This is a genomic window from Micromonospora sp. CA-269861, from assembly GCF_050948505.1.
Lineage (GTDB): Bacteria > Actinomycetota > Actinomycetes > Mycobacteriales > Micromonosporaceae > Micromonospora.
Window position 1 is genome coordinate 2,829,830 of record NZ_CP192014.1, and the last position, 17,804, is coordinate 2,847,633.

The 17,804-nt window shown below is 71.5% G+C and carries 17 protein-coding genes; 7 read left to right on the plus strand and 10 right to left on the minus strand.

What is annotated here, in order from left to right; all coding sequences use genetic code 11:
- Positions 1 to 349: 349 nt before the first annotated feature.
- Together ACQP0U_RS12975 and ACQP0U_RS12980 are read left to right on the plus strand one after the other, a co-directional pair.
- Positions 350 to 1,012: a hypothetical protein gene (locus ACQP0U_RS12975; RefSeq protein ID WP_433318806.1), complete on the plus strand. Its 663-nt coding sequence runs from the start codon at positions 350 to 352 to the stop codon at positions 1,010 to 1,012.
- Positions 1,013 to 1,137: 125 nt separating this feature from the next.
- On the plus strand, positions 1,138 to 2,649 hold the full coding sequence (locus ACQP0U_RS12980) for a phosphoesterase (RefSeq protein ID WP_433318809.1): 1,512 nt from the start codon (positions 1,138 to 1,140) through the stop codon (positions 2,647 to 2,649).
- A 94-nt stretch (positions 2,650 to 2,743) separates the two neighbouring features.
- Here the strand turns inward: ACQP0U_RS12980 and ACQP0U_RS12985 are convergent, their stop codons facing one another.
- Positions 2,744 to 3,340 carry a MarR family winged helix-turn-helix transcriptional regulator gene (locus ACQP0U_RS12985; protein ID WP_433318812.1) on the minus strand — a complete coding sequence of 199 codons (597 nt, stop codon included), beginning with the start codon at positions 3,338 to 3,340 and terminating at the stop codon, positions 2,744 to 2,746.
- 114 nt (positions 3,341 to 3,454) lie between these two features.
- Between ACQP0U_RS12985 and ACQP0U_RS12990 the strand changes: the two genes are divergently transcribed.
- The 3 genes from ACQP0U_RS12990 (at position 3,455) to ACQP0U_RS13000 (ending at position 6,964) form a co-directional block, all read left to right on the plus strand.
- Positions 3,455 to 5,029 carry an LLM class flavin-dependent oxidoreductase gene (locus ACQP0U_RS12990; RefSeq protein ID WP_433318815.1) on the plus strand — a complete coding sequence of 525 codons (1,575 nt, stop codon included), beginning with the start codon at positions 3,455 to 3,457 and terminating at the stop codon, positions 5,027 to 5,029.
- Positions 5,030 to 5,093: 64 nt separating this feature from the next.
- A complete protein-coding gene (locus ACQP0U_RS12995; protein WP_433318818.1) occupies positions 5,094 to 5,693 on the plus strand; it encodes an ArsR/SmtB family transcription factor in 600 nt (199 codons plus the stop codon).
- A complete protein-coding gene (locus ACQP0U_RS13000; protein ID WP_433318821.1) occupies positions 5,690 to 6,964 on the plus strand; it encodes an MFS transporter in 1,275 nt (424 codons plus the stop codon). Before ACQP0U_RS12995 ends, ACQP0U_RS13000 begins: the two co-directional genes overlap by 4 nt.
- Positions 6,965 to 7,013: 49 nt before the next feature.
- Here the strand turns inward: ACQP0U_RS13000 and ACQP0U_RS13005 are convergent, their stop codons facing one another.
- The 3 genes from ACQP0U_RS13005 to ACQP0U_RS13015 form a co-directional block, all read right to left on the minus strand.
- Positions 7,014 to 7,709 carry an alpha/beta fold hydrolase gene (locus ACQP0U_RS13005; RefSeq protein WP_433318824.1) on the minus strand — a complete coding sequence of 232 codons (696 nt, stop codon included), beginning with the start codon at positions 7,707 to 7,709 and terminating at the stop codon, positions 7,014 to 7,016.
- A gap of 53 nt (positions 7,710 to 7,762) precedes the next feature.
- A complete protein-coding gene (locus ACQP0U_RS13010) occupies positions 7,763 to 8,800 on the minus strand; it encodes an SMP-30/gluconolactonase/LRE family protein (protein ID WP_433318827.1) in 1,038 nt (345 codons plus the stop codon).
- Positions 8,801 to 8,956: 156 nt separating this feature from the next.
- A complete protein-coding gene (locus ACQP0U_RS13015) occupies positions 8,957 to 9,379 on the minus strand; it encodes an MmcQ/YjbR family DNA-binding protein (protein WP_433318829.1) in 423 nt (140 codons plus the stop codon).
- A 154-nt stretch (positions 9,380 to 9,533) separates the two neighbouring features.
- Between ACQP0U_RS13015 and ACQP0U_RS13020 the strand changes: the two genes are divergently transcribed.
- A complete protein-coding gene (locus ACQP0U_RS13020) occupies positions 9,534 to 11,336 on the plus strand; it encodes an acyl-CoA dehydrogenase (RefSeq protein WP_433318832.1) in 1,803 nt (600 codons plus the stop codon).
- Between the two features lie 16 nt (positions 11,337 to 11,352).
- On the opposite strand, the gene ACQP0U_RS13025 is transcribed toward ACQP0U_RS13020, so the two are convergent.
- Positions 11,353 to 11,529 (minus strand): hypothetical protein, encoded by a 177-nt coding sequence (locus tag ACQP0U_RS13025; protein ID WP_366334588.1) that lies wholly within the window; start codon positions 11,527 to 11,529, stop codon positions 11,353 to 11,355.
- Between the two features lie 97 nt (positions 11,530 to 11,626).
- Positions 11,627 to 12,346, minus strand: a complete 720-nt coding sequence (locus tag ACQP0U_RS13030; protein WP_433318835.1) for a spermidine synthase — start codon at positions 12,344 to 12,346, stop codon at positions 11,627 to 11,629.
- Between the two features lie 129 nt (positions 12,347 to 12,475).
- Between ACQP0U_RS13030 and eccB the strand changes: the two genes are divergently transcribed.
- A complete protein-coding gene (gene eccB / locus ACQP0U_RS13035) occupies positions 12,476 to 13,861 on the plus strand; it encodes a type VII secretion protein EccB (protein WP_433318838.1) in 1,386 nt (461 codons plus the stop codon).
- Between the two features lie 22 nt (positions 13,862 to 13,883).
- Here eccB and ACQP0U_RS13040 read toward each other — a convergent pair whose 3' ends face one another.
- From ACQP0U_RS13040 to ACQP0U_RS13055, 4 genes are read right to left on the minus strand one after another with little or no spacing between them, the layout of a single operon-like run.
- A complete protein-coding gene (locus ACQP0U_RS13040; protein WP_433318841.1) occupies positions 13,884 to 14,489 on the minus strand; it encodes a class I SAM-dependent methyltransferase in 606 nt (201 codons plus the stop codon).
- Between the two features lie 54 nt (positions 14,490 to 14,543).
- Entirely contained in the window at positions 14,544 to 15,410 is an 867-nt protein-coding gene (locus ACQP0U_RS13045; RefSeq protein ID WP_433318844.1) for a carbohydrate ABC transporter permease, read from the minus strand.
- Positions 15,410 to 16,366, minus strand: a complete 957-nt coding sequence (locus tag ACQP0U_RS13050) for a carbohydrate ABC transporter permease (protein ID WP_433318847.1) — start codon at positions 16,364 to 16,366, stop codon at positions 15,410 to 15,412. The genes ACQP0U_RS13045 and ACQP0U_RS13050 overlap by 1 nt, the downstream gene beginning before the upstream one ends.
- Complete coding sequence (locus ACQP0U_RS13055) at positions 16,363 to 17,757, minus strand: ABC transporter substrate-binding protein (RefSeq protein WP_433318849.1); 1,395 nt, start codon at positions 17,755 to 17,757, stop codon at positions 16,363 to 16,365. The genes ACQP0U_RS13050 and ACQP0U_RS13055 overlap by 4 nt, the downstream gene beginning before the upstream one ends.
- Between the last annotated feature and the right edge of the window lie 47 nt (positions 17,758 to 17,804).

Below are 17,804 nucleotides of genomic sequence, written 5' to 3' on the forward strand. Positions count from 1 at the left end.
GTGCTCGGCGGTGACCCGGCACGTCGTTGGCCGGCGGTGCGGTGAAGTGGAACGTCGCGAGCGGGACGGCAGCGACCGGTTGCGGGCGTCGGATCTGGTCTGACCATTCGATGGTTCTGAGACGCAATATCTGTAGATGGGAATGTCACCATACGACAATCACTGCCGTGCCGTCCCGCCAATCACCGCGGTGTGTCGGCAGCTCGACTTCGTTTTCCGGCTAGCGCGCCGAATGGTTCTACGTCTGCTGTCCTAGCCACCCGCGCGGCCGACAGCGAAATGTTGTTCATGATTCGTCGGAGGACGACCGGGTCACTGCCGGGAGACCCGCCCACGGAGGGGGGAAACGTTGGACAGTACTGATCCTGACCGCGTCGTTCGGCTGGCCGTGGCCGAGGCACTGGCCCGGGTGGCGGACGAGGACAGCCTGGGTCTGGGCGAGGGGGACGCGCTGGAGAGGCTCGGCGGCGGACTGCGTGCGGTGCTGCGCCGCGCACTCGACGACCGGGTGCCGCTGACCACGCCGGACTTCGTCGACCTCTGCCGCGACCTGGGCCTGAACCGCGACTCCTTCGACCTGCTGGGGCACTACCTGATGACCGCGTTGCTGACCCAGCACGTCGGACCGGACGCCCTGATCCGCGTCGGGGTGCTCTTCGGCACCGTCGGACGCTACCTGCCGAGTGCCCGTCCGGCAGTCCGCCGCAACGAGGGCCCCGCGGCACGACGACGCGACGTGCGGTCGGACAACAGCGTCGTCGGTCGGTACCGCCGCGCCAAGCTGCCGGAGCACCTCCCCAACCCGCCGAGCTGGACCTGCACCGGCTGCGGCCGCGAGTGGCCCTGCGCCACCAAGCAGAGCCAACTGCTCGCCGAGTTCGGTGGAGCGCGCGCCTCCCTCGCTGTCTATCTCGGCTCCTGCCTCGTCGCCGCCGCCCAGGATCTGCCCACGCTGCCGTTGCCCCGGGTCCGGCTCCGATTTCTGGGCTGGCTGCCGCGCGCCCGGATCTGACCGGGCCGTCGACGGGCGCGTCGGGTATTCATCGTGCGCACTCACTGCGTACGGCGGGTGTTCACCGCCCTCTCCGAGGCTCCTTGATCGAAAGAGCATTCGCTTGATCGAGGAGAGGCTCTCACGTGAGAGACAAGCATCCCGAAGAGACCGAGCACGCGCAGCTGTCACGGCGCAAGCTGGTCAAGTACGCGGGCGTCGGCGCGACCCTGGCCGCGGCCAGCCCACTGGTCGGCGCCGGCGCGGCGTGGGCCGACGAGGACCGCCGCCCGGGTGACGACGACAAGAGCGACCGGGGCAACTCCAGGAACCGGGCGTGGCGTGCGGGCGACCACCACATCCACTCCGAGTACAGCGGCGAGTTCGACACCACGAAGTCGCCGATCGTCTTCCACAAGGGCGCGGACGCGGTCTACCCGATCGTCACCAACGCGATCATGGCGAAGAACTTCGGCCTGACCTGGGCGATGTGCACCGACCACGGTGGGCCCACCCACTCGAAGGTGAACATCGAGCAGGCGTACCCCGACCTGCTGCGCTCCCGCAAGCTCGTCCCCGAGGTGCTCCAGTTCTGGGGCATGGAGTTCGACGCGCCCTCGCTGGACCACCACACGCTGATGATCCCGCGCCACGACGACGAGGCGAAGCAGCTCTTCGAGCTGGAGAGCCGGTTCGCCAAGTACGACGCGTTCCCCACCGACCCGGCCCGCGACACCGAGGCCAAGATGGTGGAGTTCCTCAAGGTCGCCCGGGGCATGCCGCACAAGCCGCTGGTGATCGCCCACCACACGTCCCGCTCGGCGCCCGGTCTCGGCGTCTACGGTCAGGACACCCCGCGCGAGTTCCGCAACGGCAACAACGCCGCACCGGACGTCTACATCGGCTTCGAGGGCGCACCCGGCCACCAGGCCGGCCCGCTCAACGGTGGCAAGCGGGGCGGGTACGGCAACCACCCCACCTATGGTGGCTTCGACCAGATGACCGCTCGGGTCGGTGGCCTGTGGGACGCACTGCTCGGTGAGGGCCGGCGCTGGTGGATCACCGCGACCTCGGACTCGCACGTGCACTGGACCCGCGGTGGCTCCGACTTCTGGCCGGGCGAATACAGCAAGACGTACGTGCACGCCCGCCAGGACTACGGCGACATCATGGACGGCCTGCGCAACGGCCGGATCTGGGTCACCACCGGTGACCTGATCCGCAGCCTCGACGTCACCGCCACGTCCCAGGGCAAAACCGCCGAGGTGGGCGAGACGATCACGGTGAGCCGTCGTAGCCGTACCGATGTCGAGATCGAGATCACGTTCCGCCCGCTGGGTGGGGTGAACGCGAACGGCGACCGGCCCGAGGTTCGCCGGGTCGACCTCATCGTCGGCCAGATCACCGGGCCGAGCGCCAACCTGGACGCCGACACCAACCCCACCACCAAGGTGGCGGCCCGCTTCGGCCCGCGGGACTGGCGTCGGCAGGGCGACAGCTACGTCATCCGGCACACCCTGCGCAATGTCGAGGCGGACACTTACGCGCGGGTGCGTGGCACCAGCACCGACGAGGCCGAGCCGCTCGCCGACGGGCTGGAGAGCCCGTGGGAGGACCTGTGGTTCTACTCGAACCCGGTCTTCGTGCACGTGCGCTGACCGCGCGCTGTAGCGACATCGCGGGCCTGTCCGGCGCCGCTCGACGGACGACGTCGGGTGGTGCGGGGCGGGCCCGCCCTGCCGTACCTGTGGGTCAGCCGCGGCGGCGGGCTCGGGGGGTGGCGGTTCGACCGCTCCGCACCGCCGCGGCGCCGGTCGGGCGCCCAGCGGGGGCCGCCGGCGTCGGGTCGGCCTGCACCTGCGTCACCACCTCGCAGAGGTCACGCAACGGGTCCACCGCCTGGGCCGAGCAGGCGACCTTCTGCAGTAGTGACCGCAGCGTCGCCGACTCGGTAGGCGTGAGCGCTCCCAGTAGATGCGACTCGACCTGTCGCAGTATCAACCGCCGCTGTTCCCAGGCCGCGCGGCCGGCGTCGGTGACCTCGACCAGCCGGTTGCGCCGGTCGGCCGGGTCCGCGCGACGGGCGACGAACCCGGGCCGCTCCAGGTCATCGATCAGGTACGTGAGGACGGTGCGGTCGATGCCGATCTCCTCGGCAATCGCGCCCTGGTTTCGGGCCGGTCCGTTGATCGCCGCGGTGAGCAGTTGGTAGCCGCGAGGGCCACCGGGGAAGTCGGTGAACGTGTGCTCGGCCGCCCGGACGTAGCCGCGGAAGACGATGCCGAGCATCCAGCCCAGGTCGTCGTCGAGCGGATCGGGCCGGTCCGGCCGGTGAGTGACACCCGTCATTCCCCGACAATAGCGCAGTGAACCAGACCTTGTTGGCAGCAGATGTTCTGTGTGGCATAAGGTTAAGGTCACGACGCATCGCCCGAGGCGTCGGGGGAATCGGGAGGCTCGCAGATGAGCGACTACGGCCACGACCTGGTCTTCGGATCCTTCGTCACGCCCAGCGCCGGCAATCCGGACCGCACGGTCGGCGTCGCCGTCCTGGCCGAGCAGGTCGGGCTGGACCTGGTCACCTTCCAGGACCACCCGTACCAGCCGGCGTTCCTCGACACCTGGACGCTGCTGAGCTTCGTGGCGGCCCGCACCAGCCGGGTGCACCTGGCGGCGAACGTGACGAACCTGCCACTGCGCCCGCCGGCAGTGCTCGCCCGCAGTGTGGCCAGCCTGGACCTGCTCAGCGGTGGCCGAATCACCCTCGGCCTCGGGGCCGGGGCGTTCTGGGATGCCATCGAGGCGATGGGCGGCCGGCGGCTGACCCCCGGCCAGGGCGTACGAGCGCTGGAGGAGGCCATCGAGGTCATCCGTCAGCTCTGGGACGTCGAGACGCGCGGGGGAGTACGTGTCGACGGCGAGTTCTACCGGGTGGTGGGCGCCAAGCGTGGGCCCGCTCCGGCCCATGCGGTGCCGATCTGGCTGGGTGCGTACAAGCCCCGGATGCTCCAGCTCACCGGTCGTCGGGCCGACGGTTGGCTGCCCACGCTGGGCTATCTCCAGCCCGGTGACCTGACCAGGGGCAACGCGATCATCGACGACGCTGCGCAGCAGGCCGGCCGGTCCCCGCAGGACGTGCGTCGGCTGCTCAACATCGCCGGACAGTTCTCGGCCGTCGGGCGCGGCCCGCTGGACGGGCCCGCGGAGCAGTGGGCCGAGGAGCTGGCCGGGCTGGCGCTGGAGGAGGGCGTGAGCGCCTTCATCCTCGGCAGCGACGACCCCGACGATTTGCGCCGCTTCGCCGGCGAGGTGGCCCCCGCCGTCCGCGAGTTGGTCGCGGCCGAGCGCGACCAGGGTGCGACTCCGGAGCGTACGACGGCACAGCCGGAGCCGGTCGCCGCGTCGCCGGTCCGGGCGAGTCGCGCCACCGCGGCCGGCGGCGCGTTCGCCGTGGTGCCGACCCCCGACGACGGGGTGCGGCGGAGCGAACAGCAGGTGTGGGACGAGTCGACCCGACCGACCGGGCCCGCGCCCGACCCGGAGCGCACGTACACCCCGCAGGAGCAGGCCACCGGTGCGCACCTCGTGCAGATCCACGACGGCCTGCGCGCCGAGCTGGCCCAGATCCACGACCTGATCGAGCAGGTGGCGGCCGGCGAGATCGACGCCGGCGCGGCCCGGTCCCACATCAACACGATGACCATGCGGCAGAACCGGTGGACGCTCGGCGTCTACTGCGAGTCGTACTGCCGCATCGTCACCACCCACCACACGATCGAGGACCAGTCGTTCTTCCCCCGGTTGCGGGCGCGGGACCCCCGACTCGGCCCGGTGGTCGACCGGCTGGAGCAGGAGCATCACGTCATCCACGACGTGCTGGAGGGTGTCGACCGGGCCCTGGTCGCGTACGTCGGGTCTCCGGACGGCCTCGCCGAGCTGCGGGCCGCGGTGGACCTGCTGACCGACGCCCTCCTGTCGCACCTCAGCTATGAGGAGCGGGAGCTGGTGGAGCCGTTGGCGCGGTTGGGCATCGCCTGATCAACGCGGCGCCGCCGCGGTTCGGGGGTTGCCCCGCCGGAATCTGAGAGACTACTCTCGAAACATGTCTCTCAAGAATCCGTACGGGGATTTCGAGATCACCGAGCCGCAGGCGCTGCGGGCGTTGGCCCACCCGGTCCGGCTGGCCATCCTCGACCGCCTCCAGCGGCACGGCCCGGCCACCGCCACCGGGCTATCGCCGCACGTCGGCGCCACCCCATCGGTGGTCAGCTGGCACCTGCGGCACCTCGCGACGTTCGGGCTGGTCGTCGACGCGGAGGGCACCACCAGCAAGCGTGAGCGCTGGTGGCAGGCGGCCGCCCGAGGCTTCCGCTTCGAGCTGCCCGACGATGCCGAGGGGCAGGCCGCAGGCCGTCAACTCCGTGGCGAGATGTTCGCCCGGGCCGCCGAGGCACCGCAGCAGTGGCTGCTGCACGACGAACCCCGGCTGGACGCCCAGTGGCGCGGGGTGGCCGGGGTGGCCGACACCCGGTTCGTGGCCACCCCCGAGGAGTTGCAGCAGCTGGAGACCGCGATCGAGGAGCTGATCGCCCCGTACGTACGGCGCAAGGACGACGACTCGTCCCCGGCCGACGCGCGGATCGTCCGGATGCTGCGCTACCTGCTGCCCGAGCCCGGCGACGACGACCCGGCCGCGTCATGACCGCCACCGACGCCGACACCGTGACCGCCACCGACACCGCGCCCCCGCCGGCCCTGCACCGCGACCGGCGCTTCCGCACCTTCTGGATCAGCGAGACGATCTCCCAGTTCGGTGATCGGATCAGCGAACTGGCCCTGCCGCTGATCGCCGTCACCCTGCTCACCGCGACACCCGTGCAGGTCAGCGTCCTCACCGCATTGATCTGGCTGCCCAACCTGCTGGGCCTGTTCCTGGGCGCCTGGGTGGACCAGCGCACCCACAAGCGGCGGCTGCTGATCATCGCGGACCTGATCCGCGCCGCGGTGCTGCTCAGCCTGCCGGTGGCCTACCTGTTCGACGCGATCACCCTCACCCAGCTCTACCTGGTGGCACTGCTCACCGGCTTCGGTGCGGTGCTCTTCGCCATGGCACGTCAGGCGTTCTTCGTGGCCCTCGTGCCGCGATCCGCGTACGTGGACGCGACAAGCAAGCTCAGCATGAGCCGGTCGCTGTCCTTCATCGCCGGACCGGCGGTCGGCGGTGGGCTGGTCCAGGCGCTCAGCGCACCGGTAGCGATCGTCGTCGACGCGGTGTCCTTCCTCGGCTCCGCGCTGCTGCTCAGCCGCGTCCCGGTGACCGAGTCGCCGCCCCCGCCGCGTCGGACGTCCACCCTCGGCCTGGTCCGTGAAGGGCTCGTGCTGGTGCTGCGGCACCCGGTGCTGCGGGCCGCCCTCGGCTGCACCAGCACCGTCAACTTCTTCACCTTCATCGCCAGCGCGCTGCTGGTGCTCTACGCCAGTCGCGACCTCGACCTGTCGGCCGGCGCTATCGGCGTCGCCTTCGGGTTCGGCGCGCTCGGCGGGTTCGCCGGCGCGGCGCTCGCTCCGTGGATCTCGCGCGCCATCGGTCTGGGCCGGACCGCCATGATCGGAGCGGTGCTCTTTCCCGCGCCGCTGGCCCTCACCGCGCTGGTGTCCGGACCAACGTGGACGAAGGTGGCCATGCTGGCGGCCATCGAAGTGGTCTCCAGCGTCGGGGTGATGCTGATGGACGTGAACCTCAACGCCCTCCTCACCGCTGTGACACCCGACGACGCGCGAGGACGCCGGGCCGGTGCCTACAGCGCCGTCAACTACGGCATCCGGCCGCTCGGCGCGCTGGTCGGCGGTGCGCTGGGCACCACCATTGGACTGCGGCCCACCCTGGTCATCGCCGGCCTGGGTGGCGTGCTCGCCGTGCTGTGGTTGCTCGCGTCGCCGGTGCGCAGCATCAAAACCCTCGACGCGGCCTGAGGGCCGGGGGTGTGCCGGTGGCCGGGGGAGAGGCCCAGGCCAACGCCGGTCAGGGGGCCTCCGCCAGCAGAATCCGGGCCAGCTCGGCGGGCTGGGAGAACATCGGCCAGTGACCGGTGGCCATCGTGACCAGTCGCCAGTGGTCGCTGGTCAGAAGTTTGGCCACCGTGTCGTTGGGCTCAGGCCCGTCGAGCAGGCACTTGACGTACGTCGCCGGCAGCTCACCCAGCGGTCGGCTCACCACGGCCGGCTCGGTCAGTGTGGCGCCCGGGTGCGGAGTGGAACCTTCGACCAGGCGCGCGATCTGCTCGTCGGTGAGACCCTGACCGTCGAAGTCGGCCGCACCGAGCGGAGCCCACTGGCCGCCGTTGTCGGCGATCTGTGCCTCGAAGGCCGCCTGGCCCTGCCACCAGCCGGAGGCGAACGACCCGCCGTCGACCGGCACCTCGGAGTCGACGAAGACCACCCGGGTCAACCGGTCACCGATCCGCTCGGCGGCCTGGCCCACCGGAATGCCCGAGTAGCTGTGCCCGACCAGCACCACGTCGCGCAGGTCGCGGCGCTCGACCTCGTCGACGATGTCCTGCACGTGGGTCTGCTGACCGGCGGGCACATCCCGCCTCTCGGCGAGGCCGGAGAGGGTCAGCGGGTGCGTGCCGTGCCCGGCCGCCCGCAGCGGCGGCACCACCTCGCCCCATGCCCACGACCCCAGCCACGCCCCTGCCACCAACACGAAATCAGCCATGGCCGGGAGCCTAACGCCGACCTGCGACAGGTCAGACCAGCAGAACCGAACACTCAGGCGTGGTCCGATGCCGGCGGCCCGGCCTCGACGGGCATCCGGTAGATCTGGACCGGGTAGTCGACGGCCGCGTGCCCGCCGTTGAGCCCGGCGGTCAGGTGCAGCTGGGCCGCCGGCATCCAGAGCCGGGCATCGCCGTCCAGCCACATCGCGTCCACCCAGGCCAGGCGAGGATCGGCGACGAGCGTCCGCACGCTGCGGTCGGGTGCGAGGACGAGGACGCGCCGCCGCTCCACGTCGCTGAGGTAGATGGCGCCGGTGGCGTCGATGGCCGTGCCGCCGGTGCTGGGCGTGTCACACCACCGTTCGACCCTCCGGGCCATCTCGTCGGCGGACACCGACGGGTCGTCCAGCCAGCGGGTGGCGATCCGGGACATCCCGCCGGAGGCCGGTTGGTAGTAGAGCCAGCGACCGTCCGGCGACACCTCCAACTGGTCGACGTGCAGGCGTACCTCGGCACCGTCCGGGTCACGCAGCACGCGCCCGTCGGCGATGACCGGGCCGCCCGCCGTGCTCGGATGCCCGTCCAGCACCCGTCGAGGTCGACCCGAGTCGAGGTCGAGCACGATGAGGCCGGACGCTCCGGCGTCGCTGAGGTACGCCACCCGGTCGTTGAACCGGACGTCGTCGACGTAGCTGTCCGGGTGCACCGCCCCGTCGAGGTGGTAGACCCGCTCCACGTGGTCGCCGTCCGGGTCGACCGCGATCAGCCGAGCGCCGCCCGGCACCTGCGCGCCCCCGATCTGCGGCGTACCCGAGTCGACGATCCACAGCCGGCCGTCCGGGCCGGCCCGCAACCCGTTGACGTGCACGAATGCCCCGTCCGGTGGCTGGTCAGCGCGGTTCCACGCGGCATCGGGGTACGGGTCACGCCGGCCGTCCGGCAGCGCCTCGACCACCTGCGCGCCGGGCCGGTCCGCCGACGGGTAGCTCAGGAACACCCGACCCCGCAGGGTGGTCACGCCCGTGCACACACGGTCCTCCCGGAGCACCGGCGTCAACCGGGAGTCCTCCTCGGTGGGCAGCGACGACATCGACCCGCTCCTCACCCGCCCGGCGGCGTCCTCGGCTCCAGCCGGATGGCCGGCGGCTGCGGCCATCCGGCGCGGTATCCCCGGGGCGCACCGGGCGAAACCGCCGGTGACAGGCACCGTCGACGTTCAGCCGGCCGCGCTGTGTTCGACCAGCGCTCAACCGGACGGCGGTGCCAGAGGGCCGACCTGGGCGGCGAGCCGCTTCGGGGCCATCACGCAGTAGCTCTCGGTGAGCAGCTCACCCACCTCCTCCCAGTCGGTGTCCCCGTCCAGGACCATGCCCAGCACGTTCGGACTCCAGTCCGGTTTGTAGAACGGGTGGCCCGTGCCGAGGAGCCCGGCGATCTCGTCGAGTGGCGACCGGAAGGTCAGCAGGCAGGCGGGCTTGTCGAGTGCGGCGGCCCGTGCGTGGACCGGTTGGCGATCGGGATCGACGGTGAGCACGTGGGCGATGGTCCGCTTGCGGACCCGCCAGCGGGTGCCCACCCAGGCCGGCTCCTCGTAGGTCTCCGGCAGCCCGAGGCAGATCGGCCGCAGCCGGTCGAGGACCTCGGGGGGAACGTCTCCGGGTGCGGTCACGGGAACCGACGCTAGCCGGGTGGTGTGACAAGTTCCGCTCGGCGAACCCCACCCGGGCCTGTGGTGCGCGCCCTGTCGATCGGCCAGGATGGGCCGGGGCGACAGTGGGCCGTCGCCCCGGCCCGACCCGCCCCCATGCCCGCTGAGGAGTGCCGTGCCGTCCACCCTGCTCTCCCGCCGTGACCTCGACTTCCTGCTGCACGAGTGGCTGCGGGTGTCCGACCTCGTCGAGCGTCCCCGTTACGCCGAGCACTCCCGGGAAACCTTCGACGACGCCCTGGACCTCGCCGAGCGGGTGGCCACCGAGCAGTTCGCCCCGCACAACCGGGCCGCCGACCTCGCCGAGCCCACCTTCGACGGGCAGCGCGTGCGGCTGATCCCGCAGATCCGCGCGGCGTTGGACAGCTTCGCCGAGACGGGCCTGCTCACCGCCGGGCTGGACGCCACTGTCGGTGGCCTGCAACTGCCGCACGCGGTAGCGGCGGCCTGCTTCACCTGGTTCCAGGCCGCCAACGTGGCCACCTCGGCGTACCCGTTCCTCACCCTGGGCAACGCCAACCTGCTGCTCGCGCACGGCAGCACCGAGCAGGTGGACACCTACGTCCGGCCCATGCTGGACGGCCGGTTCTTCGGCACCATGTGCCTGTCCGAGCCGCACGCGGGCAGCTCGCTGGCCGACATCACCACCCGCGCCGAGCCCCAGGCAGACGGCACGTACCGGCTCTTCGGCACCAAAATGTGGATCTCCGGAGGCGACCACGAGTTGGCCGAGAACATCGTCCACCTGGTGCTGGCGCGCATCCCCGGCGCGCCGCCCGGGGTCAAGGGCATCTCGCTGTTCATCGCGCCCAAGGTGCTTGTCGGCCCGGACGGGTCGCTCGGCGAGCGCAACGACGTGGTGTTGGCCGGGCTCAACCACAAGATGGGATTCCGGGGCACCACCAACACCCTGCTCAGCTTCGGCGACGGCGCACACACCCCCGCCGGCCGGCCCGGAGCCGTCGGTCACCTGGTCGGCGCGCCGCACCAGGGTCTGGCGCAGATGTTCCACATGATGAACGAGGCCCGGATCGGGGTCGGGGCCGGCGCCACCGCGCTGGGTTACACCGGCTATCTCAAGAGCCTGGCGTACGCGAAGGAGAGGCCGCAGGGCCGGCCGGTCGGCGCGAAGGATCCGGCCGCCGCGCAGGTGCCGATCATCGACCACCCCGACGTACGACGGATGCTGCTGGCACAGAAGAGCTACGTGGAGGGGGCGCTGGCGCTGGTGCTCTACTGCGCGCGGCTGCTCGACGAGCAGAAGACCGCGCCGGCCGAGGAAGAGCGCGAGCGCGCGCACCTGCTGCTGGACGTGCTCACCCCGATCACCAAGAGTTGGCCGTCGCAGTGGTGCCTCACCGCCAACGACCTGGCGATCCAGGTGCTCGGAGGCGCCGGCTACACCCGCGACCACGATGTGGAGCAGCACTACCGGGACAACCGGCTCAACCCCATCCACGAGGGCACCCACGGCATCCAGGCACTGGATCTGCTGGGGCGCAAGGTGACCATGCGGGGCGGCGCTGGTCTCGCCCTGCTGACCGCGACGATCGGCGACACGGTCGAGCGGGCCCGGAAGGCCGGGGGCGAGGCAGCCGAGCTGGCGGATCGGCTGGCCGCCGCGGTGGACCGGGTCACGTCGGTCACCCGTCGACTGTGGGCCGACGGCGACCCGGTGCTCGCGCTGGCCAACGCCAGCGCATACCTGGAGGCCGTCGGGCACGTCGTGATCGCGTGGATGTGGTTGGAGCAGGTGCTGGCGCTGCCGCCGGAGGGGGCCGGCGACGCATTCCACGCCGGCAAGCGGCAGGCCGCACGCTACTTCTTCACAGTCGAGTTGCCCCGGACCGGCCCGCAGTTCGACCTGCTGGACAGCCGGGATCGGACGACCCTCGACATGCGCCCGGACTGGTTCTGACCGGTCCCCTCGTCGATCACCGTCGGCGGGACTGATGGCTCATGGCCTGCCGCCCCTTGACGATGCCCAGGATGATCACGATCACCAGCGCGATCAGACCGATGATGATCAGCCAGCGGACCGCCTCGAGGATCAACCCGAGCAGAATCAGCACGCCGGCGACCACGCCGACAACCCACAGCAGTGCACGCATGTCGACCTCCCGTAACCGGCCGCGCCTGGTGCGGCCGGCCCCGGCTCCTCGTTCCCCCTCCGGCCGACACCATGCGCGAGCGGCGTACCGGAGTCGATCAGCTGCCGGTACGCGCCACGTAGACGGTGTTCGCCGACTCCCCGCCGGTCAGCGGATTGGCGAACGGCACGACGTGCGCGCGTACGCCCACGAACACCTCGCTGAGCGCGCCGGTGAACTCGGCGTCCGGCGGGTCGTCCGACCACAGCGCGAAGACACCCTCGGGGCGCAGCAGGGCGGCCAGGCGACGCAACCCGGCCGGCGGATAGAACGCCGCGTGGCTCGGGTGCAGCACGTTGCGCGGAGAGTGGTCGACGTCGAGCAGCACGGCGTCGAACCGCCGACCGGGCACCTCGCTGTCGAAACCGGTGTCACCGGCCACCGCCGCGAAGAAGTCGGCCTGCACGAAACGGGTACGAGGGTCCTCGGCGAGCCCCGCCGCGAACGGCAGCAGCCCCCGCCGGTGCCAGTCGATCACGTCCTCGATCGCCTCCACCACCAGCAGTGAGCGCACCCGGGGGTCACCCAGTGCCGCACAGGCGGTGTAACCCAGCCCGAGACCGCCGACCACCACGTCGAGGGAGTCACCTGCCAGCTCGGCGAGACCGAGACGGGCCAGCTCGATCTCCGCGACCGGGAAGAGGCTGGACATCAGGTACTCGTCGTCGAGCTTGACCTCGTACACCTCGACCTGGAGTGCCGGGTCCCGGCGTCGGCGCAGGCTGATCGCGCCGATCGGAGTCTCCCGCCAGGCCAGCTCTTCGAAACGCGCGCCCACGGGTGCCCTCTCGCCGCCGGATTCGTCCACGGATGGTACCGGTTGCCCCGTGACGGGCGGCCACGCAGGGTCCGCGAGACATCGACGCAGCGCATATCCTGTGCCCGGCCGATCCACCGGAGGGGACTCATGCCGTCGCGGCAGGACCAGCTGCACTCCTACCAGTTCAGCGTCCAGCGGGCGGTCGCCGCCCTGGTCATGCGGGAGACCGATCCCGCGCAGTCGCCGTTTCGGGGGCTGGCCGGCGCCGGCCTGGCCAGCGTCCTGGTGGCGGTGATCGGGCTCGGTGGTTTCGCCCTCTACGGCCTGTTCGCCGGCGGCGGCAAGGGATGGCGCGACCCGGGCGCGGTGATCGTGGAGAAGGAGTCCGGCGCCCGGTTCGTCTATCGCGAGCAGAAGCTGCACCCGGTGCTCAACTACGCCTCGGCGCTGCTCATCGTCGGTGCGGACCGGTCGAAGACGGTGCTGGTGTCCCGGCGCACGATCGACGGGGTGCCGCGCGGGCTGCCGCTGGGCATCGCCGACGCGCCCGACTCGTTGCCCGCCCCCGGCCGGCTGGCCGCCGAGGCGTGGACGGTCTGCTCGACGGTCCCGGCCGGGGTGGGCGTCGAGGCGCCCCGCTCCGCGCTGCTGATCGGCGCGGAGCCCGACGGCGGCCGGCCGCTGGGCGACGACGCGCTGCTGCTGCGCCACCCCGACGGTGGGCTGCACCTGGTCTGGCACCAGCGGCGCTACCTCGTCCGTGATCCCAGCAGGGTGCTGGCGGCGCTCGCCACCACCCGGGCCCAGGCGGTTCCGGCGGCGCCGGCACTCCTCAACTCGTTGCCCGCCGGCACCGACCTCGCCCCGCTCGACCTGCCCGCGCTGGGTCGGCCCGCCACCCGGGTGCCGGGTGCCACGATCGGTGCGGTCTACCTGGTGAGCAACTCCGGTGGTGGCCGGCAGTACGCGGTGGCGCTGGACGCGGGCCTGGCCGGTATCACCGAGTTGCAGGCGGGGCTGTTGCTGGCCCGCACCGGGCAGGTCGAGCCGGTGCCGATGACGTTGGGCCGGTTCGCCGCCCTGCCCACGGTGCCCGATCTCGCCCCGACCGGCCCGAACGCCCCGCCACCGACCCCGCCTCGGCTCGCGCCCGGCGACGGCGGCGCGCTCTGTACCCGCGTCGCCGACGATGGTGGGGTTGGTGAGGTGCGTTGGGGCGTACCGCTGCGGGACCTGACAGCCGTGCCCCGCACCGCGCCGACCGGCGGCGCGGTGCTGGCCGACCACGTGGTGGTGGAGCCGGGTCGCGGCGCGGTGGTCGAGGCCGCCGCGGCGCCCGGCGCGACCGGCGGCGCGGTGTCCGTCGTCACCGACCTGGGCCGACGGTACGTGCTGGCCGACCGGGAGGTGCTCCCGATGCTCGGCTACCGCGACGTGCGGCCGGTGCGACTGCCGGCCGGGCTGGTCAGCCTGGTGCCCGCCGGCGCCACCCTCGACCCGGCCGCCGCCCGGGCCGTCGCCGCCCCGGACTGAGGGCGAAGTGGGCCCGCCGGTGTCAGTCGGCGGGGCGACGCAGGACGCTTACCGCGAAGGGGGCATCGTCGCGCCACGGGCGCAGGTCCCAGGTGGCGAAGCGCTGCTCCACGCGCAGGCCGGCGGCCACCGCGTCGGCGTCGAACGCGGTCAGCGGGTAGCCGCGCTCGGTGCCGAAGCCCACTGTCAGCACGCCATCGGGTCGCAGGTGTGCGGCCACCCGGCGCAGCACCGCCGGTTCGGTGCCGACGGCGACGAAGGCGAGCACGTTGCCGGCCAGCACCGCCGCGTCGAACGGCTCCGCCTCGCCCAGCGCCGGCAGATCCAGCTCCGCGAGGTCGGCGACGAGCCACGTCGGGCCGGGATAGTCGGCGCGGGCGGCATCCACGAGCGCCGGGTCGGCGTCCACCCCGACCACCGTGTGCCCCCGCTCGGCCAGTGCGGCACCGACGCGGCCAGTGCCGCTGCCGGCGTCGAGAATCCGGGAGCCGGGCGCGACGAGGGCGTCCACCAGTCGGGCCTCGCCGGCCAGATCCGCACCCTCGGCCACGAGCTTGCGGAACCTGTCGATGTACCACTGTGAGTGCTCAGGACCGGTGTCGGTAGCCCAGCGGGTCGGGTTGGCCATGAGGCCACCGTAACCGGGCCGGCGGGGGCCTGGCGGGCGACCCGGACGAGACGATCATCCCTTCTCCGCGCCGCTGGTCAGCCCCTCGGTGAGCAGCCGCTCGCTGGCGAAGAAGAGGATCACGATGGGCAGGGTGAGGACGACCGACCCGGCCATCAGCACCGTCTTGGGCACCTCCACGCCGTCGGCGAGCAGGGACAGCCCCAGCGACACCGTCCACCTGTTGGGCTTGTCGACAAGGAATAGCAGCGCGAAGAGGAACTCGTTCCAGGCGATCATGAAGTCGTAGAGCGCGACCGCCATGATCGACGGCAGGGCCAGGGGCAGGCTGACGCGCCTGATGATGCCGAGCCGACCGGCACCGTCGATGGCGGCCGACTCCTCCAGACTGACCGGGATGGTCTCGAAGTAGTTCTTCAGCATGTAGACCGACACCGGCAACGTCTGCGAGATGTAGACCAGCACCAGACCGAACAGCGAGCCGCGCAGCCCGGCCCGCGTGAAGACCACGAAAAGCGGGATCGCGATGACGATCGACGGGAACAGGTAGACCGCCAGGAACAGGAAGTCCACCTGCCGCCGGCCGAAGAACCGCAGCCGGGCCACCGCGTACGCGCCGGGGATCGCGACCAGGAGGGTGAGCACGGTCGCCGCGACGGCGACCAGCCCGCTGTTGCGGATGAAGGTGAGGAAACCCTGGCCGCCGTCGTCGGTGGCCTTCAGCACCTCGGCGTACGTGGCCACGGTCAGCTCACCGAAGCCGACCACCAGCGCACCGGGGTCGAGCAGCAGCCGCTCGATGGGGCGCACCGAGAGCACCAGCATGTAGTAGAAGGGGAAGACGGTGATCACCAGGAACACGGCGATCACCAGGCGGCGCAGCCAACGCAGGCTCACCGTCTCGACCACGTCCCGGTCCATCAGCCCACCCTCCGTCCGAAGAAGCGCAGATAGATCAGCACGAACACGATGAGCACCACGGCCAGCACGACCGCCTGGGCGGCCGCGGCCCCGATGTCGGTGCGGGCGGTGAGGAACTCGTACACCCGCACACTGACCACCTCGGTGCCTGCCGCACCGCCGGTGAGCAGGTAGACGTCGTCGAACTTGTTGAACGTCATGATGAAGCGCAGCACGCCCAGCAGGGCGATCACCGGCAGCAGTTGTGGCAGCAGGATGTGCCGGAACCGCTGGGTGGGGGTGGCGCCGTCGACGCGGGCGGCCTCCTCCAACTCGCCGGGCACCGCCTGGAGCCGGGCCAACAGGAACAGGAACGCGAACGGGAAGTACCGCCACGCCTCGAAGACGATCACCGTGGCCAGCGCTGTCGACTCCTGGGTGAGGAACGGCACCGGGGCGTCCCAGCCGAGCAGGCGTTGACCCCACGCGTTGACGATGCCGAGCTGCGGGTCGAGCATCACCTGCCAGACGAACGTCACCGCGACCACCGGCGCCACGTACGGCAGCAGCATGGACGCCCGGACCAGCGTGCGGCCCCGGAACGGCCGGCGGACGACCAGGGCGGCCACCAGACCGAGCACTATCGACCCGACGGTGCCGCCGATGCTGTAGATCAGCGTGACCCACAGCGTCTCGGCGAAGCCGGGGGTGTGCAGCACCCGGTCGATGTTGTCCATGGTGAACTCGCCGAACAGGCCGGTCTTGCGCAGCGTGGCGAGCCGGACCCGCTGGAAGGCGAGCACCACTGTCCACACGATCGGGATGCCGATGACCGCGATGGTGACGAGCAGGGTCGGTGCGACAAGCGCGAGCCCGGCCCGGGATTCGCGGCGACGCAGGGTCAGCGGTCGGCGTCGGGGTGGCGCCGACCGCTCCCGGATGGGGGAGCGGCCGGGGCCGGGCGCGGTGGTGGTCAATTGACGCCGGCCTTGATGGCGTCCACGTCCTTCTTGGCGCGGTTGGCGGTGGCCGCCGCGTCGGACTTGCCCGCGATCAGGTCGGCCAGCGCCTTGGGCACCGGCAACTCGCCGAGCATGGCGCCGACGAGCTTGCCCTGCCCCTGGCTGAGACCCCACCGCCCGAAGGTGTCCGGGCTGCGGCGCAGCGTGGCCAGCACCTCGTCGCCGTACACGTCGGCGAGGGGCTTCTTGGCGTCGACCCCCGCCTGGCTGGTGTTCCAGGCGGTCAGGTACGCCTCCGGCTCGGCCGGGGTGCCCTTGCGCACCGGGAAGCGGCCTTCCGGGGACATGCCGAACCAGCGTGGGTAGCCGTCGCTGAGCATGAACTCCACGAACGACTTCGCCGGATCGGCCGCCGCGCCGTCGAGCACGGCCCAGGAGCTGATCTCGCCGTACTGGGCCGGCTCGGTGCCGTTCGGGCCCTTGATCGCGGTGACGAACCCGCTGTTCTTCGCGAGGAAGGCTGGGTCCGCCTGGCACTGGGGGCAGGTCGGCTTGGCGTCGTTGCGCAGCCCGGCCAGCTCGTCGAGGATGAACGGCGACCAGATCACCATTGCCGCCTTGCCCGCGAAGTAGGTGGCCCGGGTGGTGTCCACGTCCTGTGCGCCCTTCACCGAACTGGTGCGGATCAGGTCACCGTAGAAGCGGAACGCCTCGACGCACTGGGGTGAGTCCAGCGTGACCTTCCCCGAGTCGTCGGTGAGCTGGCAGCCGTTGGCCAGCGCCAGGTGCTCGAAGGTCTGCTGGGTGAACACGTCGCTGGGGGCGGTCGCCGCGGTGATCCCGGCGACGCCGCCGGTGTTCAGCCGCGCCGCGGCGGCAGTGATCCGCTCGTACGTGTCGGGGGCGGCCAGGCCGGCCGCGGCGAAGAGGTCCTTGCGGTAGACGAGCAACTGCCCCCACCCGTCGCTGGGTACGGAGAGCTGTTTGCCGTCGTCGGCGGTGAGCTCCAGCGCGCGGGGGGAGAACGTCTGCTTGCCCAGCTTGTCGACGACCTCCGTGTTCGCCGAGGCGTGCAGCAACTCGTTGCCGGCCAGCGTGCGGATGCCGGCGAGGGAGACCGACCCGACCACGTCGGGCAGGTCGCCGGCTGCGGCGTTGGCGGCGATCAGGGAGGGGAACTGGTCCTCGTTGACGGTCACGAGATCGACCTGGATCCCGGTCTTGGCGGTGAAGTCGGCGATGATCGCCTTGGTGGCGGTGACCCGGTCGGCCACGTCCTCCAGGCTCCAGACGGTGATCTTCTTGCTGTTGCTGTCCGATCCGTCGTCGCCGCAGGCCAGCAGGGTGGACGTGGTCAGTGCCAGGATCACTGTGGTGGCGAGTATCCGCCTCGGAGGTGCTGACATCGATGGCACTCCTCTCGAAGGGTACAAGACGGATCCAACACCTTCGA

Bases quoted from the DNA above. Each gene is read 5' to 3' on its own strand.
- ACQP0U_RS12990 (WP_433318815.1), top strand. From the start codon at position 3,455: ATGAGCGACTACGGCCACGACCTGGTCTTCGGATCCTTCGTCACGCCC.
- eccB (WP_433318838.1), top strand. From the start codon at position 12,476: ATGCCGTCGCGGCAGGACCAGCTGCACTCCTACCAGTTCAGCGTCCAG.
- ACQP0U_RS13025 (WP_366334588.1), bottom strand. From the start codon at position 11,529: ATGCGTGCACTGCTGTGGGTTGTCGGCGTGGTCGCCGGCGTGCTGATT.
- ACQP0U_RS12985 (WP_433318812.1), bottom strand. From the start codon at position 3,340: ATGACGGGTGTCACTCACCGGCCGGACCGGCCCGATCCGCTCGACGAC.
- ACQP0U_RS12995 (WP_433318818.1), top strand. From the start codon at position 5,094: ATGTCTCTCAAGAATCCGTACGGGGATTTCGAGATCACCGAGCCGCAG.
- ACQP0U_RS13010 (WP_433318827.1), bottom strand. From the start codon at position 8,800: ATGTCGTCGCTGCCCACCGAGGAGGACTCCCGGTTGACGCCGGTGCTC.
- ACQP0U_RS13045 (WP_433318844.1), bottom strand. From the start codon at position 15,410: ATGGACCGGGACGTGGTCGAGACGGTGAGCCTGCGTTGGCTGCGCCGC.
- ACQP0U_RS13000 (WP_433318821.1), top strand. From the start codon at position 5,690: ATGACCGCCACCGACGCCGACACCGTGACCGCCACCGACACCGCGCCC.
- ACQP0U_RS13040 (WP_433318841.1), bottom strand. From the start codon at position 14,489: ATGGCCAACCCGACCCGCTGGGCTACCGACACCGGTCCTGAGCACTCA.
- ACQP0U_RS13005 (WP_433318824.1), bottom strand. From the start codon at position 7,709: ATGGCTGATTTCGTGTTGGTGGCAGGGGCGTGGCTGGGGTCGTGGGCA.
- ACQP0U_RS13055 (WP_433318849.1), bottom strand. From the start codon at position 17,757: ATGTCAGCACCTCCGAGGCGGATACTCGCCACCACAGTGATCCTGGCA.